This is a genomic window from Cupriavidus sp. FW305-46 (assembly GCF_058787075.1).
Genome location: NZ_JBYSZI010000001.1, coordinates 176,004 through 195,725, shown reverse-complemented (window position 1 = coordinate 195,725; position 19,722 = coordinate 176,004). Strand labels below are relative to the sequence as shown.

General features: G+C 59.6%; 13 protein-coding genes. 6 read left to right on the top strand and 7 right to left on the bottom strand.

Going from position 1 to position 19,722, the window contains the following annotated elements; genetic code table 11:
* The first annotated feature begins 111 nt into the window (after positions 1–111).
* From AC3WON_RS00850 to AC3WON_RS00835, 4 genes are all read left to right on the top strand, one after another.
* Positions 112–1,599, top strand: a complete 1,488-nt coding sequence (locus AC3WON_RS00850; protein ID WP_492350879.1) for a restriction endonuclease-related protein — start codon at positions 112–114, stop codon at positions 1,597–1,599.
* Positions 1,596–5,042, top strand: coding sequence for an ATP-binding protein (locus AC3WON_RS00845; protein ID WP_492350878.1), 3,447 nt, complete (start codon positions 1,596–1,598; stop codon positions 5,040–5,042). The genes AC3WON_RS00850 and AC3WON_RS00845 overlap by 4 nt, the downstream gene beginning before the upstream one ends.
* Complete coding sequence (locus AC3WON_RS00840; protein ID WP_492350877.1) at positions 5,039–7,801, top strand: pPIWI_RE module domain-containing protein; 2,763 nt, start codon at positions 5,039–5,041, stop codon at positions 7,799–7,801. Before AC3WON_RS00845 ends, AC3WON_RS00840 begins: the two co-directional genes overlap by 4 nt.
* Positions 7,802–8,806: 1,005 nt before the next feature.
* Complete coding sequence (locus tag AC3WON_RS00835; protein ID WP_492350876.1) at positions 8,807–9,082, top strand: hypothetical protein; 276 nt, start codon at positions 8,807–8,809, stop codon at positions 9,080–9,082.
* A 656-nt stretch (positions 9,083–9,738) separates the two neighbouring features.
* On the opposite strand, the gene mauJ is transcribed toward AC3WON_RS00835, so the two are convergent.
* Together mauJ and AC3WON_RS00825 are read right to left on the bottom strand one after the other, a co-directional pair.
* Positions 9,739–11,145 carry a methylamine utilization protein MauJ gene (gene mauJ / locus AC3WON_RS00830; protein ID WP_492350875.1) on the bottom strand — a complete coding sequence of 469 codons (1,407 nt, stop codon included), beginning with the start codon at positions 11,143–11,145 and terminating at the stop codon, positions 9,739–9,741.
* Positions 11,066–11,272: an H-NS family nucleoid-associated regulatory protein gene (locus AC3WON_RS00825; RefSeq protein WP_492350895.1), complete on the bottom strand. Its 207-nt coding sequence runs from the start codon at positions 11,270–11,272 to the stop codon at positions 11,066–11,068. Before AC3WON_RS00825 ends, mauJ begins: the two co-directional genes overlap by 80 nt.
* Positions 11,273–11,953: 681 nt before the next feature.
* Between AC3WON_RS00825 and AC3WON_RS00820 the strand changes: the two genes are divergently transcribed.
* The gene (locus AC3WON_RS00820; RefSeq protein WP_492350874.1) at positions 11,954–12,880 is read left to right on the top strand and encodes an MBL fold metallo-hydrolase; all 927 of its coding nucleotides are present in this window, start codon (positions 11,954–11,956) and stop codon (positions 12,878–12,880) included.
* A gap of 76 nt (positions 12,881–12,956) precedes the next feature.
* Here AC3WON_RS00820 and AC3WON_RS00815 read toward each other — a convergent pair whose 3' ends face one another.
* The gene (locus tag AC3WON_RS00815; protein ID WP_116385492.1) at positions 12,957–14,195 is read right to left on the bottom strand and encodes a porin; all 1,239 of its coding nucleotides are present in this window, start codon (positions 14,193–14,195) and stop codon (positions 12,957–12,959) included.
* A 366-nt stretch (positions 14,196–14,561) separates the two neighbouring features.
* Between AC3WON_RS00815 and AC3WON_RS00810 the strand changes: the two genes are divergently transcribed.
* Positions 14,562–15,221, top strand: coding sequence for a TetR/AcrR family transcriptional regulator (locus AC3WON_RS00810; RefSeq protein ID WP_492350873.1), 660 nt, complete (start codon positions 14,562–14,564; stop codon positions 15,219–15,221).
* A 6-nt stretch (positions 15,222–15,227) separates the two neighbouring features.
* Here AC3WON_RS00810 and AC3WON_RS00805 read toward each other — a convergent pair whose 3' ends face one another.
* The 4 genes from AC3WON_RS00805 to AC3WON_RS00790 all read right to left on the bottom strand — a co-directional run bounded on the left by AC3WON_RS00805 (position 15,228) and on the right by AC3WON_RS00790 (position 19,425).
* A complete protein-coding gene (locus AC3WON_RS00805) occupies positions 15,228–16,532 on the bottom strand; it encodes a flavin monoamine oxidase family protein (RefSeq protein ID WP_116386043.1) in 1,305 nt (434 codons plus the stop codon).
* A 102-nt stretch (positions 16,533–16,634) separates the two neighbouring features.
* A complete protein-coding gene (locus tag AC3WON_RS00800; RefSeq protein ID WP_116385490.1) occupies positions 16,635–18,068 on the bottom strand; it encodes an MFS transporter in 1,434 nt (477 codons plus the stop codon).
* A gap of 87 nt (positions 18,069–18,155) precedes the next feature.
* Positions 18,156–18,563 carry a RidA family protein gene (locus AC3WON_RS00795; RefSeq protein ID WP_492350872.1) on the bottom strand — a complete coding sequence of 136 codons (408 nt, stop codon included), beginning with the start codon at positions 18,561–18,563 and terminating at the stop codon, positions 18,156–18,158.
* Between the two features lie 25 nt (positions 18,564–18,588).
* Positions 18,589–19,425: a phytanoyl-CoA dioxygenase family protein gene (locus AC3WON_RS00790; protein WP_492350871.1), complete on the bottom strand. Its 837-nt coding sequence runs from the start codon at positions 19,423–19,425 to the stop codon at positions 18,589–18,591.
* Between the last annotated feature and the right edge of the window lie 297 nt (positions 19,426–19,722).

The window sequence follows — 19,722 nt, the reverse complement described above, 5'->3', positions numbered from 1 at the left end:
GATTGAGGCGATTTGTGCACTTCAAGTCGACCTACCCGTTCAGATGGGCTGATTAGGCGTTACATTCTGATATTAGAATGGCTCTTAGGATAATTCCCAAGGGTTGTTCTGATGTCAGCGTTGATTGTGGCACTCCAGAAACTTCCGACTTGGGAAGGCTCTCTGGAACAACTTACAGCGACCGCCGCCGGTTTGTTGCAGGAGCAGCAAACTTGGCAAGGGCATCCATTACGCGCGCCTACTCGTTCTGTCGTCGTCGACTACCGTACCGTTGGGCTCATTTCACCGGCCGTTCGCAAGCGCTACCAATGGCGCCATCTCGTGCAATTGGTTGTTTCTTGCGTTTTGGTGCAGATGGGCCAGACGCGTAAAGCCGTCGCAAAACATATTCAGTCTCTTGCGCCGGCGGAGATCATTGCGCTGCTGGAGGTCGGTCTCCCAGACTCAGCGCAGGATTTGAGCGGGCAAAGCACTGCGGTGGTTGACGAAGCCCGTGTCTTGTCCCTCGCGCACGAAGTGGTCCCTTTGATGGCAGCGGGGCTGGTCGACCACTTCCGGCGGGCACGCGATGGACAGCCCCTTCTCCATGACGCGCTTTTGTCTCCCTGGCTCAAGGGAGCAATGTCTCGATTGGCTAGCCTATACGTTATGTACGGGCTTCCGGTGCAAGGCGACGGTGCCCATACCCTGGTGGCGAAGTGCCGCCGACCTTTACGTGGGCGCGAGTGGGGCCTGCGCGCCTTTGACCTTCCTGAATTCCATTTTCACGGCATCCGCTTACTCGACGAGCATACGCGCCTGCCAACGATCGAGTGTATCGACCTCGCTCGGCAAATTTCTTCTGAACTCGATCTACTCGAGCAGCAAGCTTTCGCGCAACTCCATTCCACCTGCGATCAGTTTGCTCTGCGCGGCGCCGACGTGTATTCGGCGCTACGCGAATTCATTACCCGCCACCCCATCACGAACCCAGCTGAACAGCGCAGATTTCTGGAGGGGAGGAATATGCAGTTGGCCGCGCCGTTCTTAGCTTCGTGTTATGAGCCATCCCAGCCTCATCATCGGATCAAAGGTGCACTTCTGCAATGCGCAAGCTGTGGGAGCCCGATGCGGACATCAGTGGTTTCCGGTCACGTCAGTTGCATGGTTCGGCAATGCAAGGCCTTTGATGCCGCTGTGCTTCACGAATCAGCTCGACAGATCACTGTTCAGGACAGTCTCGTCGCCAAAGCACACATTCTTGTGTACTGGTGTGGTCCTGGTCTGGACGAAGTGGCACTGTATGACACCGCGATTGCAGATCCGGCTCGACTTGCAGCCAGCCTGTATCCCGGTCGAGATAAATGCGACATCAGCCTGGATAACGAGGCAGTTGGCATCGACGTGAAAAGCCATGCCAACCCGTTCGTGTTGGCCGCGACGCTCAATCGCAGCCTTGGAGGCCTTGAGCTCTTTCTAAAGAAGTACATCGCCATCAACGATCAAGCGATTTCTCGGTTTCCTGACTACCTGGAGATATTGCGTCGCGAATGCGATCGGCGAGACGTCGAGTTCATGTCCGTGAGTGCCCTACGTCGAAAACTAAGAGCCAGCTCATGATCGCAAACCGCCTACAAACTCTCGGCCTGCATCGGCTTGACCTGTTAGCCGGGTTTCTCTTTTATGAGCTCGGAGTGGCGTCGCTGGAGCACGCGCCGGGCCTGTTGATGGGATTTCGCAGCGTCGCTCGTTCGCCACTGCTGCGGGCACGGGAGATTGAGTTAGATAATTTGCGTCGTGCTTGCAGCGGCTTGTCGACCATCGCAGCCATCAAGGCGGCCGCCGGGCGCTACAACGACGCGTCGTTGGCGGCAGGTCGTAGACGATTCTTTCGTATTGACGAGCGCACGCTGGCGATCAAGCCATTGTTTGACATCATGGCGGCTGAACTTACCGAAGCACTGTCAGGACTGCGAGAGCCCCATTCGCCAGACCCTCACGGACAGTTCATGGCGCAAGCAGACAAGCCGTTTGCAATCCATGTTGAGTTCTCAGGCGAATCCCGCCGCTATGCGGTCAAGTCAGTACCTGCGGCGTTGCCGAAGCCCGCGGCACACGAGGCGAATCGGTCCGCTGGACAACGGTTTTCAATCGCGTGGGAAGACCTCCTCGAAGAAGCGAGTCAGATGGATGCGATTGACGAGTGGATGCAAACGACCCGCCGCGGAAATTGGCGCCAGCGCCTTCAGGCGGTAGCGCTCCATAGCGTCGATGGCGATGGCCAGTTCCATATTGAGAGCCGCCTTGAATTGAACGGCCTTCAGCATTTGATCGGCTTGCCAGGCGCGGGTAAGACTACATTGCTAATGTGTCTGCTGCGTTATCTCGGCGCACGAGGTATAAAGGTGGCGGTGTTTTTCCCGTCGATCGAGGTCTGCCGCCAGTATTTGGAAGACCTGCGCCGATACGGTGTCCAAGCTGGTCTACTGGTCGGGCAATCTCGCGAGACGCGGCTTCGCCATGCCCATAAGCTGGCAGAGGCTCTCGCGACTGACGACCCACTGCGTGGATTCGGTCAGTCTTCCGAAAGCGCTGGACTATTCGAAGGCGTGTGTGCGCTACCTTCGCTGACGTCGGCTCCTAGTGCTGCCTTTGGGATTACAGACAGCTTCTGCTCAAAGGTGCTGCAGCAAGGAGGGCAGGATGCTCGAGAAGACCGGCCCGAAGAACATCAAAAACGCCTCTGTCCGGTTTGGTCAATTTGTGGCTTCACGCGCGCGGCACGGGAGTTGCCACAGGCGAGCGTCTGGCTTGGGCACATCTTATCCGCGGATACGCGAGTACCCAGTCAGACTACGCCGCTCGATGAGCGCTATTTTGAACTTATCGGGCGCTCATTCGATGTTGTCGTGTTCGATGAGGCAGATCGCGCCCAACAGGACTTGGACCGCGGAGGTATTGCTGAACTTAGCCTGTCCGGTCACGACCGCTCATTCCATCGGCAGGTGCAGCGCAGCACGCTGCAGCCCATCGCGGCGGGGAAAAACTCCGTCCTGCACGGCATTGACTACGCGCAGCTTGCCATCGAAATTGCCGAGTTTGAGAAGCTGAACGTCGCGTTGACGCATGCGGTATTGCGCCTCACCGACGATCTCCGCAAGGCTTTCGATGGTCTATTGATGTCACCTCTGCGAATCATCGGCGATTGGCTCTCGCCCAAAAGACCGAGTGCGTTGGCGGAGGATCTGGGTGCAGACCCACAGGCCCAGGCAAAGGACGCGCTATGCGAAATGTGGGAGGCGGCTGCCATTCGCGCATTTCAGTTGCGGGGATCGCGGGCAGGCAGCGTGCAGCCATCGCCGGACATGATTGCGAGGACGGCGTCAGCCTTTGGTCTCACCGACGAGGCAGCCTCCAGTTTGCACAGCGAACTCAGCGCTACGATGTCGGACTGGCTGGGTGAGTCGAACCTTCTCGAGCTAGCTCTGCTGAGCAAAAAAATCTCAGAGTTGCTGCGGAGCGTTCGACGTGTATCGAGTGATGCCGAAGCCCAACAACTCGTCGGCCTCTTGCTCCCGGTCACGTTCACCATTCTTAGCTACCGACGTCTGTCGCCGCGACTGAATGACATGATCGCTCAAGGGCTGCTCGATCCCGTTCATGTCGACGAACTGGCTTCCAAGGCGTTAATCCTGGCGTCGCCGGATAACATTCTGGGAAGCCTTAGCGGTGTGCGTTTCTTCTCCATGCCAGTCGAGCGGGATGCCTCCAGCAACGCCATTGACGTGCAATTGCAGTATGTGGTTTTCGCAGGCACACCCCGGTTGCTCATGTATCGACTCCACGAATGGATCAAGCATCCAGACGGCTCACATGACGGTCCGGCCGTATTGCTGACCAGTGCCACGAGCTATCTACCGCCTAGCCCGGCCCACCACGTCGCGGTGCCGCCCAACTATGTTTTGCAGCGTCTCACACCGGAACGCGACGATGCGCCCAGCTCGCACTACGCGTTCAGACCGATTCCGGACGGGCAAGGCGCAGACGCGCGTTTCCTGCGCTTCAGCGGCGAGCGATCCGAGACGGTTCGGATCGCCAATCTCGAAAAGATGGTCTTGGCTTTGCTCGAAGGAGGGCCGAGTGACTCGCAGCTGGCGCGCGACTGTCTCCACTTCGATGTGCGCGAAGGCGTTGCGCGCAAGGCCGCCTTTATCGTGAACAGTTATGACCAGGCGCGTCGACTAAAGCAGTTCATTGATCAGCGACTGCCAGCTTGGCGTGGCAAGGTCGTGGCCGTGGTCGACGACCTCCCACTCCACGGGGTTTCGGGGTACGTGACCTCTTCTCGCGTGGAGAGTCTGGGCGATGACGACCGCTGGCAAGTCCTGATTTTCCCACCCGGTGCACTGGGCCGCGGGACGAATGTGGTGTTTACGGCGGGCCCGCGCAAACGCGATGCAGCAATCGGAACGCTGTACTTTTTGACCCGTCCGCATCCGGCGCCGAATGACATGAGTCTGCCGGTGAGCATGGCGGCTAGGGCTACGCTGGACTTCGATCTTCACCACGATGACTCGACCTCCCTAGACGAGGTGGGCAGGCGTCTGCTCCGTGCACGACGGCAGGCCTATCAGCGGATCGGACGGCTCCTTCGGCGCCCGTTGTATGCACGCGCGCTCGGTAGGCTGTTCGAGCCATTTACAGCGAACATGGCTGTGACCCTGATGCAAACCATCGGCCGTGCCATGCGAAATGGTTGCCCGGTGCAATGCTTCTTTGTTGACCGCGCTTGGGCAGAACGTACCAGTCGGGGCGATGAGGATACCGAAATGAGCAGCATGCTCGTACAACTTCGGGCGATCCTTGAGCGCGGTGTTGCGTCCGATGATCGCAGGGAGGCGGCCCTCTACCGCGCGCTCTATGGCGCTTTCCTGGAACCGCTCACTCGCATGACGGGCTTAAGGACGGCGGGCATGGCGCGAGACGACGGCGAGGACGAGCCGTGGTCCGATAACCCGCTCTGGGCGGCAGATTCACCCATTCAAGAGGAGAATTTCCGATGAAGTTCATTGCCCGTGACGCGGCATTTGCGCTCGAGTTTGAAGAAGGTGCCGCACCGCTGGTACAGGACATTGTGGCCATCAGCTGGAGCTCGGCGGTGCTACGCGTGCTCAAGCAAATTCGTGATGAAGCCACAAGCCGAGCGAAGGAAAGGGACGAAGAGTCGTTTATTCACTTGCCCTATGCTAGCTTGCGGGCCGAGTTGCAGCTGGAGATCGATGGTTGGGCATCGATGAATGACGACGTCGGACTGCGCTCATTGTATGAGTCGTCAAAGGATCCGGAGCCCTGGGGACTGCTGACCAGTGGCAATGCGCGCGAGCAGATGCAAAAGGTGCGGGATGCCTTCGCCCGTTGGACTGAAGGCGCGCTTGCCCACTTCAGCCAGGGACGTGGGGCCCACATCATCGGGATCGCTGCCCTTCGTCAGCTCAGTCAAGACAACGACGTAGTCGCTTTTAGCCCTTCTCAGGTTCAAGTGTTCCCGTGGGGGGCGGCGCTGAAGCCGGGAGCTTTAACGCCCTTCGACGTGACGGCTGGGGTGCTGGCTTCGCACCTGTCGGGCAAGGAAATTTTTCCCGGCCTCGGTCCCGTCGTGCGCATAGTCGGTAGTCCGAACCGAAACAGTGCCGAAGTTATGACGCGGCCCCACCACGCGGCCGGCGGCTACTTCAGCTTGGTCTGCGAAGTATCTTTGCAAACGCTTCCCGGGGCCAGCAAGCCGCTGGTCTACCTACGTTTCAAGCGGCGGCGCTGGGCAGATAGCTTGAACGGTAAGTACCCCCTGAATTCCACGATCGGCGGATTTGTTTTTCCCCACGTCGAACGCCCGCATCAAGCTTTCCGTTTCAGCGTCATGCGGCGCAACGACAAATGGACCACCGACCTGGGCTACGCACAGTTCGAATACGCCTTTGATCTAGCGCACGACTGCCACGACGAGAAGGTGCTTGGCTATCCTAGCGACGACCGGGCGAGCGTGGTCGTCATGGTCAAGGCTGAGGTGGCAGAGGCGAGTCGTTCTGATCTGCAAGCGGGGGTTCCGTTGGTGGATCAGGCCGATGGCTTTGCGGCGGCCGCAGAGGTGCTGCGAACCCTTGGCCTCCGCCCGTTCACTGATTTCAAAGTGGCCTCGCCTGTGCCGATGAAGGCGCCGCCGCTCAGCCTCCTAAAGGCCGAAGTTGCCGTAGCTCGCTTGCTTGAGCGTCATCGCGTGGAAGATGATGACGCAAGCGTCGACGAGATTGTCGAGAGCGCAACCGCGGCACCGACCAGCCGTTGGTTTAAGTCCGGCGTTCCCGTTCCCGATCTTGAACACCACCGGGTAGTTGGCGCGATCCAGACGCTCGTGAAGGACACCGCCTACGCATCCGATGTGAACCGGCAGACTATCTACCTGCTCAGTTACGGTGCCGAAGACGTTGAATGGATCAAGACGTCGGTCAGCTCGATCCTCGGAGATGCCATCAAGGTTATCAGTGCGCCGTTGCCAGCGAACACCCATGGCCCGCGGAACTCGCTTCCGGAGGAGGGGGGCAAACGGCGGCAGCGATTCGAAGCTCGCATGCGCGAGTGGCTCAAGTTCGCTGAGACCGTCGGCATACCGGAACGGGCAATGGTGCTCGTTCAAGCACCATTGTTCTATGACGTTGCCGACGGCAAGAAGAAGCCAGACGACTCCGTGAACAAGCTTGCGGCGCGCAAAGCATTATCCAGCATCGGGTGTACGGTGCAATATCTGCTACCGAGCGAGCCGGGTAGGCTGGATAAGTTCCTGCCTAGGCTCCAGGCCGCCGTGCTCGATCTGGTATTCGGCCATGCAGGGTCCGTCTGGGGGCTTAAGCGGGCTTGCGAGGCTTGCTTTGGCAGCCAGTCGGTCGCCCCCCGATGGGTTGGTGCAGTCAGTTCTCTGGTCGTCCAGAACGAATGGGCGGGCAAGCAGTCGGTGTTTGTTGCAACGCGGCTGGAATGCGCCAGCGGGCAAGCTTGGGTCCGATTCGGACACCAAGGTGCAGAGGGTATCGTCACGCCCTGGATGCGATTCGATGAAGGCGCCAAGTATCTAGCGTCGGGCAGGATGGAACTACCGCCTACGTATATCGGGCAACGGGAGCTGCTTGCACAGTTCTTTACCCGCACGTTCGACGAGATCGCTGCTCTGGACGCCAATGCAGTGGTCTTTATCGACTCGACCCGTGCCGCTCGTTGGGCATCGTGGTTGACCGATCCCGGCGTGCGCCAGACCAAACGTGAGCTCGCACGAGGCGTGTTCACGGGCGATCGTTGGCCAACGTTGCGCTTGCTGCGAGTTCGTGGGCAAGCGCCGGCGCTCGGCCAGGAGAAGCAGTTTGGCGTAGTCTCCGATGCCGGCCTGCCATTGCGATCCTGGACTTCGACGCAGCGTCTGTTTCAGGTGGGCAGCACTTCCGCCCCAACTTTCTGGTCGCTCGCGAAGCCTTCGACACACCATAAGCGAGGTGCCAGTTGCTATCGGGAAATGATGCTTCCGAACTCCAACAAGTCGGCTGACAATCCCGCTCCTTTCGCCCCCTTCCCCGCTCAACCTGACAAGCAGCACCTTAACTCTCGCGCAGTGGAGATTGTCATTCTACAAAAGCAGCAGTCTGACGATGATGTGCAATTGGCTTCCTTTGCTCAGCATCTCCGAGCGGGCATGTTGACGGCGCGTAACGAGGTGTGGGTGACGACACCGTCGCCGCTTCGCATCATCGAAAAGCTCACCGAATACATGCGGGGCTAGAAGAGTGAGTCGACGATGGCGTTTTCTGTCACGAAGTGCGTTCGTTCCTGGTTTGCGCAAGCAAGGCGACATGATGCAACTACGATCGCAACGAGCGTTTTGGAAAGGCAGAACCACCCGCAGCCAGATAATGGGTGGCAACTATGTTCATGCTGCGTTAGACCGGGCGCTTGATGAGGGCTACAGGTCCGAAGGACTGTCGGTGGTCCCACGGCGCGGTCTGGCCGACAGGTCACCGAGTATGCGGCTGCGATTGCTGTGTACGTCCGCCTTTAAGACGATACGGAGAGTGTGTCTCAGTCGCCCGTGCAGATTCAAGGAATGAATCTGTTCGAGTATCTGTGAAAGGCTAGACTTAACCTGACAGTGGTTGGTGTGCATGGACAATAAAGTCGGAAAAATCGCCTCAATAAAGTCAGAAAAAATCGTTTTCAAACAACCGGAGCCCTGTGTCTGGCGTGTCTTTCCGGACTTTATTGACAGCCTGCATTAGATGGCCGGCCGCATATGCTTTGGCAGCACCTTCTCTAAGAGAATACGATGAGGCAGTACACCGCTCGTCTGGCGCGGCGATAAAAGCACTTATCAGTAAGACCGGGGATTGGGAAGGTCACGGTTTTCGAATCTTGTGCAGTTAAAGGCACGATTCGGTGGTTACCCCAACGAAGCGGATAGGCGCGCTTATGATAATCTTAGGAGGTACGCGCACTGACTTCGAAGCAGTGAAATACGTATGACGAAATTGATGGTTGAGTTGCCCGAAGAACTTTACGCACGAGTCGCTTCTATAGCCAGATCAGAGCAGTCCACGCGCGAAAAAGTGATTCTCGATGCAATCCAAGCCTATGTTCTCAACTGGCGAGTGACGGTGGAGTCAGTAGATGCCTTCGGCCTTTGGAGGAACCAGGCATCAGCTACCCGCCGATATGTAGAGGCAATCAGATCAGAATGGGGGGATGAGGCGATCTAATCTCATGGAGCGACATGCCATCCAGAGCAGAGGAAATGGAGATCGTCGACCGGTGCATCGAAGTGGCTCTGCACGGCGTTGCGACCACTCTGAACAAGCGCGACGCGAACATCTTCCGGCTTGCCGCCATGATTCTGAGGCCCCGGTTTCCCATACAGTCTGCAACGCTCCTGGCCGTATGCGACAAGTATTTCCAGTTGCATCGTGACGACCTGATCGAAAGTGCGCAAGTTGTTCGCAACGGGTGGATAACAAGCCCTTCGCGCTTCAGAGATTCGCTGGAATTCCGCTTAAGATTCCTTCTGAAATGATGAGAATCCCTCGCCATTTGCGTCTGGATCCAAACGGTTGATCCTACCCGCTCTCACAGGGATTACTTTTTTAAAAGACCGGGTGATAGCGAAAGCGGCGCCGGGCAGGGCGATTCGCGCAATTTTTCAGGGGTCTAATCTGGCCCTCTGACGATTTCTCCGTATAAAAATAGCGATGTGGCGGCTGTTCGCTTTATCGGAACGAGAACTTGTAGTGCGCTGCTAACCAGCTGGACAGGCCTGATGCTCGCGATCCACATCGTGAATTTTAGCTTCCGTGGTATAGATTGCTTGCTGGTCGCCTGCGCCTTGCCAAGCTTCTTTCAGGACGGCGCTGTAGTGCCCGGTAGCTTGGGTACCATTGCCACCGCGGGAGTGGTAGTGCGAAGCTCGTTGCTCCTTATGCTTCTCGCACAACAAGCCAAGCCGCGAATGTCTTGTCAGCGCCCCGCACGACGGGGTCCGGGCAAACATGCTACACGGGCCCTCGTGGCGGTACGTACACGATTACCGCGAGCGGCCGTAAAAACTATGGTGGTTGCCAGCCCGACTAGCAAATTTCCATAGCGGCCCACAAGGTACCTCAGTTCCTGCCGGCCATGACCTAAAACTGGAAAACCTTGCCGTGAATGGCTCGATGAGCCTGAAGCGCTGCGCTAACCCCTTGGCAGTTCTGCCTTGCGGGCCTCGAGCTTTGCGATTTGCTCGTTAAACCCGGCTGGATTAATCATCATGTTCACGGGAAGATAGCCAGCGGTAGCCCCGAGCAGCGTGTTGAGCTTCTCGTCCCAGAGCTCGACTCTTCCATTGCAGAGGATACAAAATTGGAACCGGAGAAAGGTGATGGCGCGGTCGATGGCTTCTGGAGACTCCGGCTCCCTTGCCAAGCCCATGTCCTCGAGCGGCTCAAAGCCAAGCTCTTCCTTTTCGAGATTCAATGCGAGGCTGAACTGAACCGCTTCGTCGGGGCTAGTAAGAAGGAATCTAAGGCCGTGCTCCTCAACTCCTATGGTGTCGAAGCGCATCCCTTCGTACGCATAGAACTGTGCATCTCGGCGCGCCACGATGGCCACGGAATCCGGAAGCTCGATATTCCTACCCTGGACGTCAGGCGACTTATCAAGCAGCAGACGCCAAAGTTCAGGTCCAACGGCTTCCTTGAATCCGACGACATCTAGGCCCTTGGTCTTATAGCGAGTCCGCCGTCGAAGCAGCTTGTACTGTTCTTCGATGCCCATCTCGGCGAGGTTACGGACCACCGGTATATCTAGGGAGATGCGCTCATAGTCCACTGGCTCGTCGGGATTCACAAAGTAAGCTTTCTCTGCGTGCGCGATAGCGTTCCTGCCCTCGTCGAACAAATAGTCTGCAACGTCCGGCACGCTGGCTTGAAGCTCATCTCGGCGTTTGATAGCATCCTCGGCATCCAGGAGGCCTAGTCTAGCTCGAATCCAGTCTCCTCGCTTTCGCCCGTCACGATGGATAGATGCAATGACTTTGAAGAAGCTCAGGAAGGAATAGAACACGTTCTTCGAAGCGAGCCCTTCTCGGAACAAGGCTAGGGCGACCCATGCTTCTTCCTCGGCGGGCCGGGGGAGGTCATCGCCCGACATGAAATCGCGAACAATTCGCATACGCCGGTCTCCAAGCCCAATAGGATGGCTACCACTGACCCAACTGGTGACTGCAAGGCTGGCCCCGTCGCCCCACGACATTGCTGTCGCCAACTTGAGAATACGAGCTTGTCCTTGCATCACGTTGAGGCCATAGAGACCTGCGTTGAAGGCAATCGTTGCCATCAGGTCGTCGCCGGCGGGACGCAGGATGTAATCCATGCCTTCGAATGGAACGACTTGGGAGACTTTCGGCCAAGCGACGCCGCCTTCGACGCCTGCAACAACCCAAAGACCTCTCTGATTGAGAAGAGCAGCCGCGTCGGCCCGTAAGTCTCGAAGATAAGGTTTCACCATAGCTGCGCTAAGTTCAGGCAATGCGGAAGTGGTTAGCAGATTGACCGGCGTCCACTGCGCGCTGGAGCCAATCGGGCAAATCACCGTTGCCATCCCAAGTATGGCCATTTGCGTCCTTGTATCGCGGGACCGGGACTGTCGCTGCCGTGCCTGCTAATGCCGGAGCGGAGAAGCACCCTACCGCTTCCAGGTCCTCGAAATGAATACCATTTCGCGCCATTTGCGATTTGACCCAAACAATGGCATCGGCACGCTGTCGTAGCCGATGCGCATCCGAACTCTTAGGGCCAAAGGGAAGAGGCTGGGCGGAAGAATGGAGTGTAGAAAGTCTTTGCGTCATTGCCGTGCAATCTCGTTCGCCTGGCACGCCTAGGCACCCCGGCGAGGGCGGTGTCGCACCTTGCGTGACTACCGCCATCCTACCCTAATTGATGGTTGGAACGACTTAGCAAAGGCAACGCCAGGGCAGTTGAACCGGGTGTCGGCGGTGTGAATTGATATTGCTACGCCACCGAAGCCCGTCGGCAGGCGGGAACCAAATCTTCTTACGCCAGAGGTGGTCACGCCTGGAATGGCCTTGGCGATCTGCCGATTAGGTGCGGCGCGCCGTCAATGCCGGGTAGCCGATTGAGCCTTTCCGCGTCGCGCAAAAGGAATAGCTCGAGCGCAGGCCGTTCCCGACCCGTATCGGCCGCCTGTCCAACACTACAATCTGACCGACACACACCCCGCAGCGGTCATCCAGAAGATCTTACGGCCTGCGGTTTAGCGCATCTTTTATTATAATAACTAGTGTTACTATAAATGTATTCAAAAGTGAACTGCGCAGCCAGACCTGACCGCTCCTCGAGCGCCGCAGCACTGGGGAGATCGCAGCGGACTGCCAGGGAGGATGATCGACATGAGCACAGCTTTCAGCAATTCCGACATGAAGCGACACATCCAGCGCGCGGATTTCGGGCGCGTTTCGGTCTTCTTCGGTGAGAAGAGCGGCAAATACCCCGATGGAAATCAGGTATTGATACGAGGCTCCGAGACTCGCGCGGCGTTCGACACGCCGCTTGTCGCCAACTACATCGGCCCCGAGTTTGACGCGACCGAGCTGGTGGTGATGGGCCATGTGCATGAGGACCATATGGCGGGGTTGCATCGCCTTCCTGGCGCATCCATATATGTGCACGAACGGGATTTACCCGCGGCAAGGAGCTGGGACGGCATGATCGCCGCTTTTGGCAATGCGGAGTACGCGTCGGAGACGCTTCTCAGGTTCCAGCGCGAATTCTTCTATGTGCCGCGGCCCGATGCGCAGGGCTACGCAGACGGCGCGCGCTGGGATCTGGGGCAGACCGGCATTCGCGCTTTCCACCTGCCCGGGCACACCGCCGGCCACACCGTTCTTCTTGTCGAACCGGAGGGCGTGGCTTTCACGGGCGACATCGACCTGACCGGATTCGGTCCGTATTATGGTGATGCGGGGTCCAGCCTGGCGGACTTCCGTCGCAGCCTGGCACGGTTGCCTGAGATTCCGGCCAAGGTTTGGGTCACGTCCCATCACCGGGGAATCTATACCGATCGTGAACACTTCCTGCGCGATCTGGCTGCCTATGCGGCCAAGCTGGACGAGCGCGAACAGCGCCTGATGGCCTTGCTGCGCGAAGCCCCCAGGACGCTAGAGCAGCTGGTCGACATTCGGCTGCTGTATCCGCCAGGCTTTGAGGGCTTGTGGGTCGTCAACGCCGAGACCCGAACGATTTCTCAGCATCTGGCAGAGCTGCTGGCCGACGGGCGGGTGGAGGTGAGTGAAGACGGCGTCTACCGGGTGGGATGACAAGTCCCGATGCGGATCGCTGAGGTAGCATCGCACCGGGTATGCTTCGGCAATGGTTTGACGATATCCGTCGCGCTCAGAAGTTGTGGCGGATACCCAATGCGGCGCCGAACATGCTGTCCTTGCCGGCACCGGGCTGATAGCCGTTGTTGAAGGCAATCGATGCGGTGTCCAGGCACAGGCCGGCATGCCTCGCGTAAGCGGCGGTGAGGTACAGGTCCGTACGCTTGGAGAGGCGATAGTCGGCGATGAGCATCAACTGCCTCGGATTGCCGGCAGGCCTGAGCGCCGGCAAGGTCGAGGACCGGAACGTCTGGTAGTAGTAGTCCAGCGTCAGGCTCAGGGCCGGCGTCATCTCGTAGTAGACCCCGGCCCAGTACAGGTTGTCGCGCGTCAGTGTCTGCCCCGGCGCAGTCGACATGCTCCAGCGATATCCGGTCATGAAGATCGCGGGTCCGACAGCGTAGCTGGCAGCTGCTGCGGCCTTCTTGAAGGTCCCGGTACCGGCGAAGCCGCCAATGCCGATGATGCTCGGGTTCACCTGGTCATAAGTCACGGTGGCGCCGAACCGACCTGCTGTATAGGAGGCCCGCGCGCCATAGCCGGTATCGCGGCGAGACTGGCCGGGAACCTCTCCCGAGCCACCAAGGCGGCTGAGATCCACGGTGCCGCTGCTCCCCCCGGTGCCAAAGCTCCAGTGGGCGCCGATGCTGACCGGGCCGAAGGTTCCCGAATACTTGACGGTGTTGTCTTCGCGGTACACCGGCCCAATCTGGGCGATCACGGGTTCATACAGGCTCGACATGGCCGCTGGCGAGAAGTTGGCCAGTGCATCGAGCATCGAGGTGTATTGGCGACCGAAGGTAATCTTGCCGTGCCAGGCGCTCTGCAGGCCGACGAATGCTTGCCGGCCAAACAGGCGGCCGCCTTGCTGCAAGGTGCCATCGTCTCCGCCGACGCCGCTTTCCAGCACAAAGACGCTGCTCAGGCCGCCGCCGATTTCTTCCACGCCGCGTAGACCCCAACGCGAACCGGACAGGCCTTCCCCGTTCAACGCGTATCGATTGGCCGAGCCGCCTCTTGCGCTTTTGAAGTGGGTATCGATCTCAATGTTGGTGTCCACCGTCCCGTACAACGTGATGGATGCCTGGGCATGTGCCGTGCCTGCCAAGAGGCCAAGTGCTGCCAGTGCGATCAATGGGGGCTTGCCCCGGCAGCGTGCCACGTTGGACCGCACTCGGTGCTTCGCCTCGCGGCGTTGTTCCATAACGACAGCACCATCCTTGCTCGAGGCATTGCGCCTGAATGCATCCATCAACGATCTCCATATTTATCAGTCTCTTGGCGACTGCATGCAAAGGCATCGGCCGTGCACGCTTCTGAACCTGCCGCTGATTCGCGCGAATCGTGAATTAGCATAACGGTCGTGATGTTAAAGAAAAAGGGCGGGTATTCCCTGCGTAGTGCGGGCTGAGGAAAGGCCCAAGGTGTTGTTGCGTGGGAGCATGCGAACGTGGGTTGCACGACGCAGCTGTAACGGGCCGTATCACGCGTGGTTCGAAGCTGGCCTGTTTACGATGCCCGGAATCGGAGTCATAACGTTGATTCTGTAAAATCAGGCTTCTGGCAGCTAACCAGTTGGCATCCAGTAAACGAGAGCCTCAGAAAACAGAACAGAACAATGGACAGCGACGACGATATCGAGCAAGTCCCAACCCGCGGTCGTCCGGTCGGCGACCGCGAAGCGAAGCGCAAGGAGTTGCTGCGCGCCGCGTCAACGGTGATTGCACAGGAGGGATATGCCAATGCATCGCTGCGCAAGGTTGCCAAGCATGCTGGCTACACCACTGGTGCGGTGACCTATTACTTTGCGAACAAGGAAGAACTCGTCGTGGCGCTGATGGAAAGCGCCTTTGATCGTTTCGACGCGATGCTGGAGTCGGCCCGGGAAAGCGGTGATATCCTGGCGCCGTTCGAAAGCTGGATCAGGCTGACCGACCGCAGTGCGAGGTTCTGGCCGGCGACATCGGAGTTGCTCGCGCAAGGACGGCACGAACCTGCTTTCGCGGAAGTCATCACCAGGCGCTATGCGCGCTATCGCCGCCTGCTCGCCATCATCGTCAAGGACGCGCAGGAACGAGGCACCGTCCGCAACGATATTCCGGCGGACATCCTCACTGACCAGCTCGTCGCCATGGGCGATGGGTGGATGATGATGTATCCCATCGAACCCAAGCGCTTCACGCCAAAGCGGATGCGGGCGCTCATTGATGCCTTGGCGGTGCTGGTTGCGCCCCCGCCGGGCGAGAAGAAGTCCGGCGAGCGTGCGGCGCGTGCATAGGAGGGGTCAGGGGTGGCGGCTACGATCCAGCGCGCGGGCCACGTCAACCGCAGCTTTGGCGCCGGTTTCGATGGCACCGTCGATGCCGCCGACCCCGATGGGCGCAATGTCTGCCCCCACAAAATGAATTCGGCCATGGGGCTGTCGTATCAACGGAGCTGCCTGAGTCAGGTTGCCGGGGCGGTGATGCATCCATCCGCCTTTGGCAAAGGGGTCTTTCGCCCAATCCTGGCAGACCGTGTCGACGACTTCGATGTCCGGGATAAAGTCCCGCAGCGCTTGCTGTACCGCCGCGCGGTCATTGCCATCCAGCGCTGAGCTATCGCAGCAGAAGCACACCACCAGCGTGTCGCCATGATCGCGCCGTTCGGCGTGGGCGGTATTGATGGGATGTTTTCCCGCCGGCGCGTAGATTACGAAGGGCTCGATCTCGCCCTTGACCCGTACCCAGATCTTGCTGGGCATGATCGGGTTCTTCTGCTCAATCATGGCGCGCACGGGTTGCGGCAGCGCGGGCGTGACAGATATCTCGCCTAGCATGTTCAGCGGCAACGCCACGACGGCACGCCGGGCCCTTACTTGCTGTCCATCGCGCGTGGTCACAATGACCTCGTGCCCGTGGTCATCGACAGCGGCCACCGGCGTCGAAAGGCGCAACTCGGCTTTCGACTCGGCGCTCATGGCATCGATCAGACGACCGGTGCCGCCCTCTATCGGCCAGTGCCCGGCGAGTTCCTTGAATGCGCTCCAGTTGCCGAAGCACATCGCGCACCAGAACAGGAGTTGCGCGAGCCCTTGCTCCTGCTCGGAACAAACCAGGATGGACATCGCGTTGAGCAGCAGGTCACGGTCGTGAGCCGAGAGCTCAAGCGCGTCCAGCCGGTCGCCGATGGTTTGCCTTTCGATCGTGCCGACATCCGCGGCTGCCAGGTCGTCCGCCTGAGGGAAATGCATCCGGGCATCGGCAAAGAACCGGGCGACCAGTGGCGCTGTCAGTTGGTGAAGCTGCTCCCACGTCCCGGCATGCATGGCGCCGCCGGCGAACCAGTAAGCTTTGGTCACCGGCATCGGTGTCGCCAGGCCGATGCCATAGCGCTTGAGTTCGCGCCAGACATGCGCCTGGGTCCAGTGCACATAGGTGCCGCCCAGATCGAGGTGCAGGCCAAGCGCCTGTCCCCACCAGGTCCGGCCGCCAATCCGGTCACGCGCTTCGAGCACTACCACCGAATGGCCTGCCATGCTGAGGTCCCGCGCAGCGGTTACACCTGCGAAGCCAGCGCCAATCACGGCAACATCGTACAGAGTTGTCATGCGTATCTCCGTAGTGAGATCGGGGAATAGAGGGGTTCCGAGCTGCGCTGCCGTCATGCCATCGCCCTGCATTCGCCGGCGCTGCTGCATGACGCGCGCGTGTCAGGCGGCCATGGACGTGTCCGGGGATTGGGGCACGCCGTTGGCAGTGTCCTGCCCTTCGCCGGTCACGGCCTCCAGCGAGCGCTTCGTCGTGCGCGGGCCGAACAGGCCAACGGGGATGGAGAACACGATGTAGCAGGCTGCCGCCACGAGCATGACGCCGGCCATACCGCTTGCGGAAAACAGCGCGGCGCCCAGAACGCCAGCGGCCGCTCCGCCGAACCGTCCGCCAGAGATCACGATGCCACTGCCCAGGGCGCGCAGCTGCGTCGGAATCGCCTCAGGGATGTAGGTGTAGTACGCGTTGACAACGAGACCGGTGATGACGGAAGCGAGACCGCCCGCACCGATCACCACCCAGCTGGTGGCCGAGATGCCAAGCACGACCAACGGCAGTGCGCTGAGCACAGACACGAAAAGGATGGTGGACTTGCGTTCATATCGGTCGAGAAACAACATGGCGACGAACGGCGTGACGCCGTAGATCAGGTTCCACAGGAACAGGATGTGATAGGCATGTTCCTCCGAGTATTTGAGGCTGTACACAAGCGAGTAGACGCCCCACTGTCCGAACAGGTAGTAGGCCAGCGTGGCGCCAAAATAGCCGAGCGTGAGGACGGCGATGGTGCGCAGCACGGCCTTGTCGTTGATGAGGTCGCGCAGCGTTGCCGCTGCGCCGTTCTGTTGCGTTGCGGCGATTCCGGGTTCGTCGAGCGGACCGCGGCGCAGTGCACGCGCTTCCAGTTCGCTGACGATGCGTTCGGCGCGGTCGAAGCGCCCGCACGATACACACCAGCGTACCGATTCCGGCAGGATGACGCGTACCAGGGGCGCAATCAGCAAGCCGACGCTGCCGGCAAGGAACAGATTGCGCCAGGCCCCGGTACTGCTGTGCGGCAGATAGAACATTGCCAGTGCCGCAGCGCCGACGCCGGAGACCACGAACCCGATGGTCACGATCGAGACAAAACGGCCACGTGCATTGCCGGGAAACATCTCGGCGATATAGACAAGCAGCACCGAGGTGGCGGCCTGCACGCCGATACCCGTGACGACACGCGAGGCCAGGATGGTCTCGTAGGTAGGTGCAAAAGCCGTCGCCAGGGCGCCCAGCGAGTACAGCACCGTGGTCCACACCAGCACCGAGCGTCGCCCCCATCGGTCAGACAGTCGTCCTCCCGCCAGCGCGCCGATGATCATCCCAATGAAGAACGCGCTGCTGATGAGGCCGAGCTGCTCCGTACTCAGATTGGTATGCGCTTTGATCGTCGGGCTGGCGTAGGCAAAGATGGCGTTGTCGTAATACTCCAGCATCAGGTTGGCCGCTAGCAGCGCGGCCCAGACGTAGTGGGATGCCATCACCGGCAGGCGGTCAAGCCGCGCAAGAATGCTGTAAGGCTTATCCGGTCTGACGACCGTATTCGGACGATACATTGCTTGTCTCCATCAGCTTTGTCGCTGTTCTTTTTTTTGGGGGGTGTGCCGCGGCCTTGGTGTGAAAATGGGCCGCGGCTTGTACGGTCAGCCGGCGCCGCAGCCGGCGACTGCGATGGCGCGTATCTCGACGAGGAACTCGGGGCGCGCCAACTGGCTTACGCCTACCCCTGTCCACGACGGATACCGGTCGGGAAGGTATTCATCCTTGACCTTCACAAACGCCTCGATGTCGCCGCGCAAGTCAGTGTGGAAAGTCATGATCTCCACGATGTCTGCCATGCTCGCTCCCGCGGCTTCGAGGACCGCCTTCAGGTTCTCGAACGCCTGCCGGGCCTGCGCTTCCATGCCTTGGCGCACCGTGGCTGTCGCCAGGTCGAAGCCTACCTGGCCGGACACCCAGATCATGTCGCCGACACGGGTCGCCGACGAGAAGTGAAGCTGGTCGTAGTGCCTTGCTTGTGCAAGTCCGGGATTGATCATCTGTCGTTTCATGGGCGCTTCTCCGTGCAAGGCGATATCAGGCGATCTGGCGGAAGACAGGCGAGCGGAACGGGTCGCCTTCATTGAGCTTGGCCATTTCTGCGCTGAACAGAGGCCCGTTGCGGGCATAGCGCGGGTTCGACAGCGGTAAGGCACGGAACGTGGCGTCGTCACCGAAGAATCGAAGCACCAGGGTATGGCGGGTCGGACAGTCGGCGTCGACGGCGGCTCCTCCGTGCAGCGAACGCGGATGCAGGAATACGACGTCGCCGGGCGTCACGCCCCAGGAGAGCACGTCCCAGGCGTTCGGGTCTTCGGCGAGTTCCTTGTCGATATGCGGCAGTCGCGGCAAGGTCCCATCGCCGTACAGCGGATCGGTCGGGTCATCGGCATTCGCGAAGCTGGCCCCGTCGTACTGGATGCCGAGATGGGAGCCGCGAATGATCTCCAGCGAGTTCTTCTTTGGAATGGGCTGGAACGTGATCCAGGCATTGCCCCAGTGCCTGCCGGCCCAAGGCAGGTTCGCGGTGTCCTGATGCCACGGGCCGCGGCCGCTTTTACCACCTTCCTTGGCGAATACCTCCTCGGCGAAATACCAGACATGCTCGGATCCCCACAACTCCTGGAATACATTTCCGAACGGCAGCGTCGTGACCAGATCGTCAAGCTTGTCCTTGACGACCGGATTTGCGTTATCGATATGGGTCTGGAGGCTGGTGCCGTCCAGCGCACGGAAGTGATACGGGCCCGGGTTGGCGACGTTCCACTTGAACGCCTCGTAGCACTGAGCGAGCTGCGCCGAGTCCAGGCAGTTCTCTACAAGTACGGCGCCGTCATTGCGAAACGCCTCTCGTTGGGATTGGGTGGTGAGCAAGATAGGTCTCCTTCATGGGTGATGGACGCTGGCCGGTGCAATGCATGAACAATAACTCGCAATTCGATTTAAGACAACGTCTGTTGTGTTAAAGTGGGGCATCGTGGTTCCGCGGGGTTGACGGGTGGTCCGGGTAATCGAGGCGAGAGATTTTGTGGATCGCCGGCATCCTGCAAGCGATGAAGCGGGGACGGCACCTTGTCGTCGGCGCAGGCGCTCGAAGCGGGCAAGTCGCGCGGCCGGTGGCCGGGGTGGCATGAGCGTAACTGTTAGAGGGGGAGTCGTTCGACTGGGTAT

Bases quoted from the DNA above. Each gene is read 5' to 3' on its own strand.
- AC3WON_RS00835 (WP_492350876.1), top strand. From the start codon at position 8,807: ATGGAGATCGTCGACCGGTGCATCGAAGTGGCTCTGCACGGCGTTGCG.
- mauJ (WP_492350875.1), bottom strand. From the start codon at position 11,145: ATGGCAACGGTGATTTGCCCGATTGGCTCCAGCGCGCAGTGGACGCCG.
- AC3WON_RS00845 (WP_492350878.1), top strand. From the start codon at position 1,596: ATGATCGCAAACCGCCTACAAACTCTCGGCCTGCATCGGCTTGACCTG.
- AC3WON_RS00825 (WP_492350895.1), bottom strand. From the start codon at position 11,272: ATGGCGCGAAATGGTATTCATTTCGAGGACCTGGAAGCGGTAGGGTGC.
- AC3WON_RS00800 (WP_116385490.1), bottom strand. From the start codon at position 18,068: ATGTATCGTCCGAATACGGTCGTCAGACCGGATAAGCCTTACAGCATT.
- AC3WON_RS00805 (WP_116386043.1), bottom strand. From the start codon at position 16,532: ATGACAACTCTGTACGATGTTGCCGTGATTGGCGCTGGCTTCGCAGGT.
- AC3WON_RS00850 (WP_492350879.1), top strand. From the start codon at position 112: ATGTCAGCGTTGATTGTGGCACTCCAGAAACTTCCGACTTGGGAAGGC.
- AC3WON_RS00820 (WP_492350874.1), top strand. From the start codon at position 11,954: ATGAGCACAGCTTTCAGCAATTCCGACATGAAGCGACACATCCAGCGC.
- AC3WON_RS00795 (WP_492350872.1), bottom strand. From the start codon at position 18,563: ATGAAACGACAGATGATCAATCCCGGACTTGCACAAGCAAGGCACTAC.
- AC3WON_RS00810 (WP_492350873.1), top strand. From the start codon at position 14,562: ATGGACAGCGACGACGATATCGAGCAAGTCCCAACCCGCGGTCGTCCG.
- AC3WON_RS00815 (WP_116385492.1), bottom strand. From the start codon at position 14,195: ATGGATGCATTCAGGCGCAATGCCTCGAGCAAGGATGGTGCTGTCGTT.
- AC3WON_RS00840 (WP_492350877.1), top strand. From the start codon at position 5,039: ATGAAGTTCATTGCCCGTGACGCGGCATTTGCGCTCGAGTTTGAAGAA.